Raw genomic sequence first — 13,930 nt, 5'->3', positions numbered from 1 at the left:
GATCACCCCCTGCGTCCAGGGTACGGGCGGCGCGCCGCGCCGCCCCACGTGTTGCCCGGCCCGCTCGCCCGGCTGGCCGAAAAGGCCTTCTTGTGACGCCTGTTGGCCGCTGTCCATAATCCGGACCAGGTCTTGACGGGCTCATGCCATCAAGATCAACCCCCCACGAGAGAAGGCAGTCGCATGCAGAAGAAGAACAGACTGGTGCGCGCTTTGCAGAAGCTCGCCGCCACCGGCGCCGTCGCCCTCGCCGCCGTCAGCCTCCAGCCCACCAGCACCGCCTCCGCCGCGCCCGCCCCGGTCGTCGGCGGCACCCGCGCCGCCCAGGGCGAGTTCCCCTGGATGGTCAGGCTCTCCATGGGCTGCGGCGGCTCCCTGATCAGCCCTCAGATCGTCCTCACCGCCGCGCACTGCGTCTCCGGCTCCGGCAACAACACCAGCATCACCGCCACCGCCGGAGTCGTGGACCTCCAGTCCAGGGACGCCATCAAGGTCCGCTCGACCAAGGTCCTCCAGGCCCCCGGCTACAACGGCCAGGGCAAGGACTGGGCCCTCATCAAGCTCGCCTCGCCCATCAACGGCATCGCGAACCTGAAGATCGCCGACACCACCGCCTACAACAGCGGCACCTTCACCGTGGCCGGCTGGGGCGCCACCCGCGAGGGCGGCGCGCAGCAGCGCTACCTGCGCAAGGCGACCGTCCCCTTCGTCTCCGACGCCGACTGCCAGTCCGCGTACGGCAGCTCCCTCGTCCCCGGTGAGGAGATCTGCGCCGGCTACAACGAGGGCGGCGTCGACACCTGCCAGGGCGACTCCGGCGGCCCGATGTTCCGCAAGGACAACAACAACGCCTGGGTCCAGGTCGGCATCGTGAGCTGGGGCGAGGGCTGCGCCCGACCCGGCTACCCCGGCGTCTACACCGAGGTGTCCACCTTCGCCTCCGCCATCAAGTCGGCGGCCGCGACTCTGTAGCAACACTTCTTGTATGTGTACGGGTGCCCGGGGCCGACCGGCTCCGGGCACCCCCCCGTTCAGGCGAGCTCGATCGCGTCCCCCGAGCCGCCCTCCAGCTCCAGGACCCACACCTCGTTCGCGCCCTCGCGGAGCACCGGGCCCGGCACGAACAGGGCGTCCTGCGGGCCCGCGTTCCAGAAGCGGCCCAGGCAGAAGCCGTTCACCCAGACGAAGCCGCGGGTCCAGCCGGGGAGGCGGAGGTACGCGTCACCGGGGGACGGGACGGTCACCTCGGCCGTGTAGAGGCCGGGCCCCGACCCCTCCGGCACCTCCCCGAACGGGACCTTCGCCACCGCCGCCGCCTCGAAGGAGGCGAGCCGCAGCCCCCGCGCCCGCACCCCGTGCAGGAACTGCCGCTCGTGCCGCACCCCGCCCGTGATCCCCTTCGGCTCGGCGAGCCGCGGCCCGTAGTTGACCCGGCCCAGGGACTCCACCCACAGATCGACCACGGCGGGCCCCGCCACCGGCTCCGGCAGCTCCGCGTCCTCGCTGTCCAGGACCCCGGCCGGCACCCCGTCCACGTACACCGTCGCCCGGTCCCGCAGCCCCGTCACGCCCAGCGGGTACGGCTGCCGCGGCCCGGGCACATGCACCCGGTAGCGCACCAGGCCCCGGTCCACCCCCAGCTCCTCGAAGGCCGGCGGCACCGGGCGCTCCGTCTCCTCGTCGCCGAGCACCTCCAGGACCTCCGCCAGGGGCGCCCACGCGCCCACCGCGCCCGCCGCCGGCGCCCCGATCCGTACCGGCGGCTCCGGCACCTCCGGCAGCGGACCGTCCGCGTACTCCGCGAGCACCTCCCTGAAGCGCCAGAACTTCTCCGTCGGCAGCCCCGCCTCGTCGACCGGCGCGTCGTAGTCGTACGAGGTGACCGTCGGCCGCAGCGCGCCGCCGTGCAGCGCCCCCGAGCGGTTCGCCCCGGCCCAGCCGGCGAAGCTCGTACCGCCGTGCGCCATGTAGACGTTGACCGAGGCCCCGCACTCCAGGATCTCCCGCAGCACCGCCGCCGCGTCCACCGCGTCCCGGCCCACATGATCCGTGCCCCAGTGGTCGAACCAGCCGCACCAGAACTCCATGCACATCAGCGGGCCCTGCGCCTGATGCCGGCGCAGCGTCGCGAACGCCTCCCGCGCCCCCGAGCCGAAGTTCGCCGTCGCGAGCACCCCCGGCACCGAACCGCCGGTCAGCATGTGGTCCTCCGGGCCGTCCGAGGTGAACAGCGGCACCTCCACCCCGCAGTCGAGGAGCAGGTCGGCCACCCACCGCAGATACCCGGCGTCCGTGCCGTAACTGCCGTACTCGTTCTCCACCTGCACCATGAGGACCGGACCGCCCCGTCCGATCTGCCGCTCCACCACCTGGGGGAGCAGCCGCCGGAACCAGCGCTCCACCGGCGCCAGGTACTCCGGGTCGGCCGTGCGCACCCGCCGCCCCAGCGGGCCGGTCAGCCAGTGCGGCAGCCCGCCGTTCTCCCACTCGGCGCAGATGTACGGGCCGGGGCGCACGATCGCCCAAAGCCCGGCCCGCCCCACCGCGTCCAGGAAGCGGCCCAGCGCCGCCACGTCCCCGTACCGGCCGGGCTCCGGCTCGTACAGATTCCACGGCACATACGTCTCGACGCAGTTGAGGCCCATCGCGCGCAGCATCCCGAGCCGGTGGTCCCACTGCTCCTCGTGCACCCGGAAGTAGTGCAGCGCGCCCGAGAGCAGCCGCACGGGCCGCCCGTCGAGCAGGAAGTCCTCGTCCCCCACGACGAACCGGCGGAACTCGTTCATGTGCCTCGCGTCCGTGCGCCCTGCGTTCCTGCGCCTCGCGTCCATGTGCCTTGCGTTCATGTGGCTCACCCTCGCCCTCTGGCGGCGGACCGGTCCATGGACAAAGATCGTCGCAGTTTGGACGTTCGAACCGGCGTCACGGAGGCGGTCGCGCGATGTACCACACCTGGATGCGCTACTTCACGCCCAGCCCCGTCCACCACCGGCTCGGCCTGGTCTGCCTCGGCGTCGGGCTCCAGCACGGCGCTCTGCCCACCGTCGGCCCGCGCACCCTCGACCACCACGTCGCCGTCGTCGTCGGCTCCGGCAGCGGCTGGTACCGCGGCCCCGACGGCCGCCGCACCACCGTCACCGCGCCCGCCCTGATCTGGCTCACCCCCGGCGTACCGCACCACTACTCCGCCGACCCCGGCACCGGCTGGGACGAGTCCTTCGTCGACTTCACCGGACCCGCCACCGCCACCTACACCGAACTCGGCTACATCGAACCCGAGCGGCCCGTCGTCCCGCTCGCCGACGCCGCCCCCGCCCGCGCCGCCATCGGCCGCATCGCCCGCGCCGCCCGCCCCGGCAACCCGCTCCTCGAAGTCGAGACCGCCGCCGCCGTCCACGAACTCCTGGTCGCGCTGCGCCGCGCCCGCGCCGACACCAACGCCGACGGCGCCCCCGTCCTCGCCGCCCTCGCCCGCGACGCCTTCACCCGGCTCTCCGTCGCCGAACACGCCGCCCGGCACGGCATGACCCCCGCCGAGCTGCGTACCGCCGTCCGCCGCGCCGCCGGCTGCAGCCCCAAGGACTATCTGCTCACCGTCCGCCTCGGCCGCGCCAAGGAGCTCCTCGCCGCCACCGACCTGCCGGTCGCCGCCGTCGCCCGCCGGGTCGGCTACGACGACCCCGCCTACTTCTCCCGCCTCTTCACCCGCCGCGTCGGCACCGCCCCCGTCCGCTTCCGCGAGCAGCAGGGACGCACGGTGCCGGGCGGCTGGAGCCGTACCGTTCCGGATCCCGAACACCCGCCCACCATCCTCACCGGATCCGGATAGGGTCCCAGGTCATGAGCGAGATCGACGAGTCCGTACGGACCGAGCTGACCCGGCTGCGCGAGAGCATCGACAACATCGACGCGGCGGTGGTCCACATGCTCGCCGAGCGCTTCAAGTGCACCCAGCAGGTGGGCGTCCTCAAGGCCGAGCACAACCTGCCGCCCGCCGACCCGGCCCGCGAGGCCCGGCAGATCGCCCGGCTGCGGGAACTCGCCGAGAGCGCCAGACTGGACCCGGCGTTCGCGGAGAAGCTCCTCAACTTCATCATCGCGGAGGTCATCCGCCACCACGAGACGATCGCGGACGAGGCACGCTGACGAACGCCGATCGCGGACGAACACGCTGAGGAAGGAACGGGGAACCCGGAATGGCACGCGTCACCGTATTCACCCTGGGCGGCACCATCTCCGCACGGGGCGGTGACGCGGCCCGGATGACCGGCACCGAGGTGCTCGCCGGGCTCGGCGTCACACCGGAGGGCGTCGACGTCGAGCTGCGCGACTTCCGCCGGGTCCCCAGCTCCTCCCTCTCCTTCGAGGACCTCGCCGCCCTCGCCGACGAGATCGCCGCGGCCGTCGCCGCCGGCTCCGGCGCGGTCGTCGTCCAGGGCACCGACACCCTGGAGGAGACCGCCTTCCTGCTCGACCTGCTCTGCACCACCACCGAACAGCCGATCGCCGTCACCGGCGCCATGCGCCGCCCCGACCTGCCCGGCGCCGACGGCCCCGCCAACCTGGCCGCCGCCCTCGCCGTCGCCGCCGACCCCGGCTGCCGCGGGCTCGGCGTGCTCGTGGTCCTCGCCGACGAGATCCACGCCGCCCGCTTCGCGCACAAGGCCCACACCACCTCGATCGCCACCTTCGCCTCGCCCGGCGCCGGCCCCCTCGGCCAGGTCGTCGAGGGCGAGCCGCGGATCCTGCTCCGCCCCGCCGTGCCCGCCCGGGCCTGCCCGCTGCGCCTCGACCCCGCCGTACGGGTGGCCCTGCTCACCCTCACCCTCGGCGACCGCGGCGAACTCCTGGACGGACTCGCGGACCGGTACGACGGACTCGTCGTCGCCGCCTTCGGCGCCGGACACGTCCCCGGCGCGCTCGTCGAACCCCTCGCCGCGCTCGCCGAGCGCATCCCGGTCGTCCTCGCCTCCCGTACCGGCGCCGGCGCCACCCTCTCCCGCACCTACCGCGGCCCCGGCTCCGAGTACGAGCTGCTGCACCACGGCCTCATCCCGGCCGGACCGCTCACCCCGGTCAAGGCCCGGCTGCTCCTGCACACCCTGCTCTCCAGCGGCGCCAAGGGCCCGGCCGGCTACGACCGGCCCCGGATCTCCGCCGCCTTCGCGCACCTGGACGGCGCGGGCCTGGCCTGAGCGCCCGCCCGAGGTGTTCCCGGTCCCGCCCGGGACTCCCCGTACGAACTCCTGAGCTCTCGGTGAACGCCCCTCCCCGGGGCGGGAGGGCATCGGGCAGCATGGCCCCCATGTCCGTACTGACGCGCGACGAAGCGCAGACCCGTGCCCAGCTCCTCGACGTCCACCACTACGCCGTGGACCTCGACCTCACCACCGGCGACGAGACCTTCGGGTCCACCACCCACATCAGGTTCACCGCCCGCGCCGCCGGGGACACCTTCGTCGAGCTCAAGCCGGACGCCCTGCACACCGCCGCCCTCGACGGCACCCCGCTCGACGTCAAGGCCCTCGACGGCAACCGGCTCCCGCTCACCCTCACCGAGGGCGAGCACACCCTGAGCATCACCGCCACCATGCGCTACTCGCACACCGGCGAGGGCATGCACCGCTTCACCGACCCCACCGACGGCGAGGCGTACGTCTACACCCAGCTGTTCATGGAGGACGTCCAGCGCGTCTTCGCCGCCTTCGACCAGCCGGACCTCAAGTCCGTCTTCGACGTCTCCGTCACCGCCCCCGAGGGCTGGACCGTGCTGTCCAACGGCATCACCGAGCAGCAGACCGACGGCCGCTGGACGGCCGCCACCACCCCGCTGATCTCCACCTACCTGGTCTGCGTCGCCGCCGGCCCCTGGCACTCGGTGCGCACCGAGCACGCCGGCCTGCCGTTCGGCATCCACTGCCGCCGCTCGCTCGCGCCCCACCTGGACGCCGACGCCGACGAGATCCTCGACATCACCAAGGCCTGCTTCGACCGCTACCACGAGAAGTTCGCCGAGCCGTACCCCTTCGACTCGTACGACCAGGCCTTCGTGCCCGAGTTCAACGCGGGCGCCATGGAGAACCCCGGACTCGTCACCTTCCGCGACGAGTTCGTCTTCCGCTCCGCCGTCACCGACACCGAGCGGATGCACCGCGCCATGGTCATCGCCCACGAGATGGCCCACATGTGGTTCGGCGACCTCGTCACCCTGCGCTGGTGGGACGACATCTGGCTGAACGAGTCCTTCGCCGAGTACATGGGCTTCCAGACCGTCAACGAGGCCTGCTCCGAGCTCTTCGCCGACACCTGGATCGACTTCGGCGTCACCCGCAAGGCCTGGGGTTACGAGGCCGACCAGCGGCCCTCCACCCACCCCGTCGCCCCGGCCGCGGACGCCGTCCCCGACACCGCCTCCGCGCTGCTCAACTTCGACGGCATCTCCTACGCCAAGGGCGCCTCCGCGCTGCGCCAGCTCGTCGCGTGGATGGGCGAGGACGACTTCCTCGCCGGTATCAACATCCACTTCAAGCGGCACCGCTTCGGCAACGCCACCCTCGCCGACTTCGTCGACAACCTCGCCGCCGCCACCGACCGCGACGTGCACGGCTGGGCCGAGCAGTGGCTGCGCACCACCGGCGTCGACACCCTCACCCCGCGCCTGGCGGGCGAGGGCAGCACGTGGCGGCTCACCGTCGACCGCGCCGGCGGCCGCCCGCACCGCCTTTCCGTCGGCATCCACGACCGCGACGCCGCCGGCGACCTCGTCCTGCGCGAGCGGGTCTGGGCCGACGTGCCGCAGGAGGCCCCGCTCGCCCTCGACGGCCCGCGCCCGGCGCTCGTCGTCCTCAACGACGGCGACCTCACCTACACCAAGATGCGCTTCGACGAGGCGTCGGCGGAGAGCGTGCTGCGCGGCCTCTCCCGCATCCCCGACCCGCTGACCCGAGCGGTGGTCTGGAACGCGCTGCGGGACATGGTCCGCGACGGCGAGCTCAGCGGCGCCGAGTACCTGGCGGTGGCCCTCGCCCACCTCCCCGAGGAGACCGAACTCGCCGTCGTGCAGGGCGTGCTCGGCTTCGCCCGTATGCAGATCGCCGACCGTTACGTCTCCGAGGCCGACCGACCGGCCGCCCTCGCCACGCTCACCGAGATCACCCGCGCGCTGCTGCGCCGCACCGAGGACGGCGAGGCGCCCGGACTGCGCCTCACCGCCGTCCGCGCCTGCATCGACAGCGCCACCACCCCGGACAAGATCGCCTCCTGGCTGGAGGAGGGCACCGTCCACGGCGGCCCCGAGCTCGACCCGGAGCTGCGCTGGCGGATCCTGGCCCGGCTCGCCGTCCTCGGCGCGACCGACGAGGCCGCGATCGCCGCCGAGCTGGAGCGCGACCCCAGCGCCACCGGCCAGGAGGGCGCGGCCCGCTGCCGGGCGGCGCTGCCGACGGCGGAGGCGAAGGCGGCCGCCTGGTCGGCCATGTTCGACTCCGACGAGCTGTCCAACTACCTGTTCACGGCGACCGCCGACGGCTTCTGGAAGCCCGAGCAGGCCGAACTGACCCGGGACTACGTGGCCCGCTTCTACCCCGCCGCGATCGCCATGGCCGAACGCCGCGGCCCCGCCCTCGCGGAGGCCGCCGGCCGCCGCGCCTTCCCGGCCTTCGCGATCGACGCCGACTCCCTCGCCCTCGGCGAGCGCCACCTCGCCGACGACACGATGATCCCGGCCCTGCGCCGCCAGCTGGTCGACCAGCTCGACGACCTCCGCCGGGCCCTGCGGGCGCGCGGCTAGGGCGTGTGCCGAAAGTCCCGTCTGCCGGGAGGCGCCCTGCACGCGCGCTCGCTGCGTTGTCAGTCGTCGGCGCAGCACGCTGCGCTCTCCTCCCTCCGCCTTGCGATCGCACGCACCGGACACCTCCCGGCCCGCCCTGCGGGCGGACGACGCTACTTTCGACACACGCCCTAGCCCTCCGGGCCCGGTCCTAGACCGGGCCCGCCGACCAGTCCCACCCCGTCAGCGCCGCGTGCATCAGGCGCGCGGCGCCGCCGGGGTGGGCGTTCGCGGGGCGCAGCAGGGTCAGGGTGCGGCGGCAGGCGGAGCCGTCGACGGCGATCCAGGCGACCGGGGCGCGGGTGGCGCTGCGGCGGGCCATGTCCGGGATGAGGCCGATGCCGAGGCCCGCGGCGACCAGGATCGCGGTGGCGCTCGGCTCGTCGCCCTCGCACACGATGCGCGGCGCCGCCAGGCCCTCCGCCGCGAACAGCCGGTCGAGCAGCCGGCGCTGCCAGTGCCCGGTGCGGGTGGTGACGAAGGGCTGCTCGGCGAGTTCGGCGACGCTCACCGACTCCCGGTCCGCGAGCGGATGCCCGAGCGGGGTGACCACCCAGACCGGCTCGTCGAGCAGCCCGACCGCCTCAAGGCCCTCGGCCGGCACCGGCTGCGAGGCCACGCACAGATCGACCTCCTGCGCCCGCAGCGCGCGCCCCATCTGCTCGGCCGGCATCTGGTGCAGGGCGACCTCGACCGCCGGGTGGGCCCGCTTGAAGGCGGCGAGCGGACCGGTGAGCGTCAGGAAGGTCTCCGACGCGATCCGTACGGTGCCGACGCCGTGCTCCGCGATGTCCGCGACGGCCCGCCGCCCGGCCTCCAGCTCGCCGAGCGTGCGCTCGACATGCCGCAGGAAGGCCCGGCCCGCGTCGTTCAGGCGCAGCCGCCCCGCCCGGTCGAAGAGCGGGGCGCCGAGCTCGCCCTCAAGCCGGGCGATGGTGCGGCTCAACGAGGGCTGGGCCACGTGGAGTTCCTCGGCGGCCCGGCTGAGGTGCTCGAGCCGGGCCACGACCTGGAACTGCCGGAGCGCGTGCAGATCCATCATGTCTCCCCGGGCATGACGCCATAGCAATATCGATCTTGGACACCCTAACCGTCCCGCACATAGCGTTGAAGGCGTTCAGAAACCGGAGCGGGGGAGGGGGACGCGGCATGCGCACGCGACCCGTCGAATGGGTGTTGCGGGCCGTCGTCACGGTCCACATCGTGGCGGTCTTCGCACAACCGGTCTTCGCCGGCGTGTACTTGAGCGGGGACTTCGACGGCCTGGGGATGCACGCGACCGGCGCGGACGTCGTCACCTCGCTCTGTCTGCTCCAGCTGATCGTCGCGATCGTGGTCTGGGTCCGGCTGCGCCGAGCCTGGCCCTGCCTGGCGACCCTGGCGCTTGCGGTCGCGGAGACCGTGCAGTACTTCGCGGGGGCGGCGGGCGCGCTGTGGCTGCACATTCCGCTCGGGGTGTTCACGATCGCGGCCGCGGCCGTGCTGTTCGTGGCGATCTGGGCGCGCCCGGTGGGCCGGCCCCTGGAGGAGGCGGCTACCGGTGCGTGAATCATCACCGTACGGGCGCGGGCTGAGCAGGCGTCAGGTGCTTGCCATCGGGGGCGCGCTCGGCGCGACGGCGGTCACCGGCCTGGGCGCCGCGGCCGCGCTGTCCCGCCACCCGGCGGCGACCGGCGCCGAACTGCGCAGCGCCGTACCGCTGCCGCCGCCGTTCCGGGTCCCGCTGCCGCTGCCCGCCGTCCTCGCGCCGGTCAGCCGCGCGGGCGGGACGGACCGCTACGCGATCACCCAGCGCGAGGTCACTGCGGAGATCCTGCCGGGCGTACGGACGCCGCTGTGGACGTACGGCGGGACCTTCCCGGGCCCGACGATCGAGTCGCGGCGCGGCCGCCCGGTCACCGTGACCCACCGCAACGAACTGCCCGTGCCGACCGTCGTGCACCTGCACGGCGGGCGCACGCCGGCGGCGTCGGACGGCTATCCGACGGACCTGGTGACGCCGGCGGGCTGGACGCAGCACGCGGGCCACGGTATGTCCGGGCACGGCATGTCCGGGCACGGCATGTCCGGGCACGGCATGAGCATGCATGATCCGCGCGCGGTGACGAGCGAACTGACCCGGGACTACACCTTCCCGCTGGACCAGCGCCCGGCGCTGCTCTGGTACCACGACCACCGCATGGACTTCACCGCCCCCGCGATCTGGCGGGGCCTGGCCGGCCTCCACATCGTCCGCGACGCCGCCGAGGAGGCCCTCGGCCTGCCCGCGGGGCCGCGCGAACTGCCCCTGATGATCGCGGACCGCGCTTTCGCGGAGGACGGCAGCCTGGCCTACCCCTCCCTCGACCCGACGCTGCGCGAGCGGCCGGGCGTGCGGGAGCCGTACGTCGCGGGCGTGCTCGGCGACGTCATCCTGGTCAACGGCGCGCCGTGGCCGGTGCACGAGGTCGACGCGGCGCGGTACCGGCTGCGGCTGCTCAACGCTTCGAACGCGCGGCACTACGAGCTGGCGTTCGTCGACGAGGGCGATGGCCGACTCTGGGAGTTCCACCAGATCGGCTCCGACCAGGGTCTGCTCGCCGCGCCTGTCACGCACCACACCCTGCCGATGGCCCCGGCGGAACGCTACGACGTCGTCGTGGACTTCTCCCGCTTCCCGGTCGGCAGCCGCGTCCGCCTGGTCAACCGGCTCGGCTCCGGGCGCACCCGGGACGTCATGGCCTTCCACGTCGTCCGTAAGGCGTCCGACGACAGCCGGGTCCCGCGGGTCCTCTCCACCGACCTGCCCGCGTGGCGCCGCGAGGACGCGGTCCGCGTCCGCGACTTCTCCTTCCGCGCGGGCCGCATGGGCGAGGACGACACCCACGGCTGGCTGATCGGCGGCCTCCCCTTCGCCCCCTCCCGCACCGACGTCACCGTCCGCCACGGCGACACCGAACTCTGGCGCCTCGTCGCGGACGTCCACCACCCCGTCCACCTCCACCTCACCGGCTTCCGCATCCTCTCCCGCGGCGGCCACCCCCCGCTCCCGCACGACGCGGGCCTCAAGGACACGATCTCCCTCCGCCCCGGCGAATCCGCCGAACTCCTCACCCGCTTCGACGCCTACCGCGGCCGCTACCTCTTCCACTGCCACAACGCGGAACACGAGGACATGGGCATGATGGCCAACCTGGAGGTCGTCTAGCCCCGCCCCCGCCCCCGCCCCCTGCACCCTCCCCACCCCGCAACCCCCCGTCCCTCGTTCGGGTCACAGCGCCCGACTCTCCGGACAATCCCCGACAACCCCCGGCACTCTGTCGTCCATGCGTGCCGCACCCCTCGCCGGTGGCCCCCAGGGGGCCGATGCTCTGCGTCCACTGATCGATGTCGTGCTGCGGGCGCTGCGGGACGGCACTGTCGAGCGGGGCGGGCCGCTGCCGCGGGGCGGGCCCGAGAAGGCGGGGCGGGAGCTGCGGGAGGCGGTAGGGGTGGTGCTGCCGGAACAGGGTGCCGGGGCCGAGGAGGCGCTGCGGACCGTCGTGCGGGCGGTGGCCGCCGGGGCGGCGGATCCCGCCGAGCCGTTGTGCGCGGCGCATCTGCACACGCCGCCGCTCGCGATCGCCGCGGCCGCCGATCTCGCCGCCTCCGCGCTGAATCCGTCCATGGACTCGTGGGACCAGGCGCCCGCCGCGTCCGAGCTGGAGGCCCTCGTGACGGCCGCGCTCGCGGCCGAGGTGTTCCCGGGCGAGGCCCACCCCGACGCGCTCGTCACGACCGGCGGCACCGAGTCCAACCAGCTCGCCCTCCTCCTGGCCAGGGAGCGGCACGGCGCCGTCCGGACACTCGTCGGGGCCAACGCGCACCACTCCTTCCACCGCGCCGCCTGGCTGCTCGGGCTGCCCGAGCCCGTCGTCGTACCCGCGCCGAACGGCACGATCGACCCCGTCGCACTGGACGAGGCCCTCCGCGCCACCCCCGGCCCGCTCCTCGTCGCCGCCACCGCCGGCACCACCGACGCCGGACTGATCGACCCGCTCCCCGAGCTCGCCGACCTGTGCGCGGCGCACGGAAGCGCCGACCTCCACGTCGACGCCGCCTACGGCGGCCCCGCACTCTTCAGCGCCGCCCACCGCCCGCTGCTCGCCGGGCTCGACCGGGCCCGCACGGTCACCGTCGACCTGCACAAGCTGGGCTGGCAGCCCGCCGCCGCCGGGCTGCTCGCCGTACGGGACGCCGCCGACCTCGCCGTACTCACGCACACCGCGGACTATCTGAACGCCGACGACGACACCGACGCCGGCCTGCCCGACCTCCTCGGGCGCTCGCTGCGCACCACCCGCCGCCCGGACGTCCTGAAGACCGCCGTGACCCTGCGCGCCCTCGGCCGCGACGGCCTCGGCGGGCTCGTCGACGCGTGCATGGAGCTCGCCGCGCACCTCGCCGACCTGGTGGAGAAGGCCCCGGGCCTGGAGCTGTACGCCCGGCCCACCCTCACCACCGTCCTGTTCCGGCCGTACGACGCGCCCGACGAGGCCGTGGCCGAGATCCGCCGCACCCTCCTCACCGAGGGCCGCGCCGTCCTCGGGCGTGCCGCCGCCGACGGGCGGCTCTGGCTCAAGGCCACCCTGCTCAACCCCCACGCCACCCCCGGCGACCTGCGAAACATCCTCACCCTCGTGGAAGGCGGCTCCGACCGATGACCGGCAGCACCCCCCAGCAGGCCCTCGACCGCCCGTACGACCTGGTCGGCGTCGGCATCGGACCGTTCAACCTCTCTCTCGCCGCCCTCGCCGACGGCGTGCCCGGCGGGCTCGCCACCGCCTTCTACGAGCAACGGCCCGGCTTCCACTGGCACCCCGGACTGCTCATCGAGGGCGCCACGCTCCAAGTGCCGTTCCTGGCCGACCTGGTGACCCTCGCCGACCCGGCCAGCCCGTGGACCTTCCTCAACTACCTGAAGAGCCGCGACCGGCTCTTCCCCTTCTACTTCGCCGAGACCTTCCACATCCAGCGCGCCGAGTACGACGCCTACTGCCGCTGGGCCGCCGGCCTGGTGCCCGGACTGCACTTCGGCCACCAGGTCGACTCGGTCCGCTGGAACCCCGAACGGTGCCTGTTCGAGGTCGACTTCACCCAGCTCGACGCCGACGGCGAGGCCGAGGCGCTGGGCCGCTCGTACACCCGCAACGTCGTCCTCGGCGTCGGCACCGAGCCGTACGTCCCCGAGCCGCTGCGCCCGCTCGCCGACGCGCCCGGCGTGCCGGTGATCCACTCCGCGGACTACCTCGCCCACCGTGACGCGCTCCTCTCGGCGGCACACGTCACCGTCATCGGCTCCGGTCAGTCCGGCGCGGAGATCTTCCTCGACCTGCTGCGGGCCCGGCCCGCCGGGGCGGAGAAGCTGCACTGGCTGGCCCGCACCGAGGCCTTCGCGCCGATGGAGTACTCCAAGCTGGGCCTGGAGCACTTCACGCCCGACTACACCCGCTACTTCCACGCGCTGCCCGAGCAGACCAGAGGCGAACTCCTGCCCCGCCAGTGGCAGTTGCACAAGGGCATCGACACCGACACGATCAGCGCGATCCACGGCGAGCTGTACCGCCGCACCCTGCACGGCGGCTGGCCGGACGCGGTGCTCACGCCCGGCGTGCGGGTCCGCACCGCGGGCCGGGTCGCCACCACCAAGGTGGAGCTGCACCTGGAACACGTACAGCAGGGCAGCCGCTCCCGCCTGATCACCGACGCCGTGGTGCTGGCCACCGGCTATCAGGAGCGCCCGGTGGAGCGGATGCTCGCCGGCCTCGACCCGTATCTGCGGCACGACGCCGCCGGCCGGCCCCGGATCGACACCGAGTACCGGCTGGTCCTCGACGAGTCCGTCACCGGCTCGGTCTACGTCCAGAACGCCGAGCGGCACACCCACGGCGTCGGCGCCCCCGACCTGGGCCTGGCCGCCTGGCGCAGCGCGGTCATCCTCAACTCGGTGACCGGCAAGGAGCCGTACCCGCTGCCGCACCGCACCGCGTTCACCAGCTTCGGCCTGGACGCGCGAGAGGCGCCGGGCATTCCGGCCCAGGACCGGAAGCTGACGCCTCTCGTACAGCAGTAGCAGCCAGGAGG

At 73.8% G+C, this 13,930-nt stretch carries 11 protein-coding genes; 9 read left to right on the top strand and 2 right to left on the bottom strand.

The window, feature by feature from the left end; genetic code table 11:
- Positions 1-183: 183 nt before the first annotated feature.
- Positions 184-972 (top strand): trypsin-like serine protease, encoded by a 789-nt coding sequence (locus tag JAO84_RS08570; protein ID WP_370411870.1) that lies wholly within the window; start codon positions 184-186, stop codon positions 970-972.
- A 59-nt stretch (positions 973-1,031) separates the two neighbouring features.
- Here JAO84_RS08570 and JAO84_RS08565 read toward each other — a convergent pair whose 3' ends face one another.
- Positions 1,032-2,786 carry a beta-galactosidase family protein gene (locus tag JAO84_RS08565; protein ID WP_370411868.1) on the bottom strand — a complete coding sequence of 585 codons (1,755 nt, stop codon included), beginning with the start codon at positions 2,784-2,786 and terminating at the stop codon, positions 1,032-1,034.
- Positions 2,787-2,941: 155 nt separating this feature from the next.
- Between JAO84_RS08565 and JAO84_RS08560 the strand changes: the two genes are divergently transcribed.
- The 4 genes from JAO84_RS08560 (at position 2,942) to pepN (ending at position 7,789) form a co-directional block, all read left to right on the top strand.
- Entirely contained in the window at positions 2,942-3,829 is an 888-nt protein-coding gene (locus JAO84_RS08560) for a helix-turn-helix domain-containing protein (protein WP_370411866.1), read from the top strand.
- Positions 3,830-3,840: 11 nt separating this feature from the next.
- Positions 3,841-4,146, top strand: coding sequence for a chorismate mutase (locus tag JAO84_RS08555; RefSeq protein ID WP_265866214.1), 306 nt, complete (start codon positions 3,841-3,843; stop codon positions 4,144-4,146).
- Positions 4,147-4,196: 50 nt separating this feature from the next.
- Entirely contained in the window at positions 4,197-5,195 is a 999-nt protein-coding gene (locus tag JAO84_RS08550; protein ID WP_370411864.1) for an asparaginase, read from the top strand.
- A gap of 110 nt (positions 5,196-5,305) precedes the next feature.
- A complete protein-coding gene (pepN, locus tag JAO84_RS08545; RefSeq protein ID WP_370411862.1) occupies positions 5,306-7,789 on the top strand; it encodes an aminopeptidase N in 2,484 nt (827 codons plus the stop codon).
- A 190-nt stretch (positions 7,790-7,979) separates the two neighbouring features.
- Here pepN and JAO84_RS08540 read toward each other — a convergent pair whose 3' ends face one another.
- Positions 7,980-8,870: a LysR substrate-binding domain-containing protein gene (locus JAO84_RS08540; protein ID WP_370411860.1), complete on the bottom strand. Its 891-nt coding sequence runs from the start codon at positions 8,868-8,870 to the stop codon at positions 7,980-7,982.
- Positions 8,871-8,977: 107 nt separating this feature from the next.
- On the opposite strand from JAO84_RS08540, the gene JAO84_RS08535 reads away from it, so the two are divergent.
- From JAO84_RS08535 to JAO84_RS08520, 4 genes are all read left to right on the top strand, one after another.
- Positions 8,978-9,376, top strand: a complete 399-nt coding sequence (locus JAO84_RS08535) for a hypothetical protein (protein ID WP_370411858.1) — start codon at positions 8,978-8,980, stop codon at positions 9,374-9,376.
- 37 nt (positions 9,377-9,413) lie between these two features.
- Entirely contained in the window at positions 9,414-11,015 is a 1,602-nt protein-coding gene (locus JAO84_RS08530) for a multicopper oxidase family protein (RefSeq protein WP_370411856.1), read from the top strand.
- A gap of 118 nt (positions 11,016-11,133) precedes the next feature.
- Positions 11,134-12,510, top strand: coding sequence for an aspartate aminotransferase family protein (locus tag JAO84_RS08525; RefSeq protein ID WP_370411854.1), 1,377 nt, complete (start codon positions 11,134-11,136; stop codon positions 12,508-12,510).
- Complete coding sequence (locus tag JAO84_RS08520) at positions 12,507-13,919, top strand: lysine N(6)-hydroxylase/L-ornithine N(5)-oxygenase family protein (protein ID WP_370411852.1); 1,413 nt, start codon at positions 12,507-12,509, stop codon at positions 13,917-13,919. The genes JAO84_RS08525 and JAO84_RS08520 overlap by 4 nt, the downstream gene beginning before the upstream one ends.
- Positions 13,920-13,930: the final 11 nt, after the last annotated feature.

This window comes from Streptomyces fradiae (genome assembly GCF_041270065.1).
In the GTDB taxonomy this organism is placed as follows: domain Bacteria; phylum Actinomycetota; class Actinomycetes; order Streptomycetales; family Streptomycetaceae; genus Streptomyces.
The sequence above is the reverse complement of the archived record's forward strand: the minus strand, read 5'-3'. Positions and strand labels throughout refer to the sequence as shown.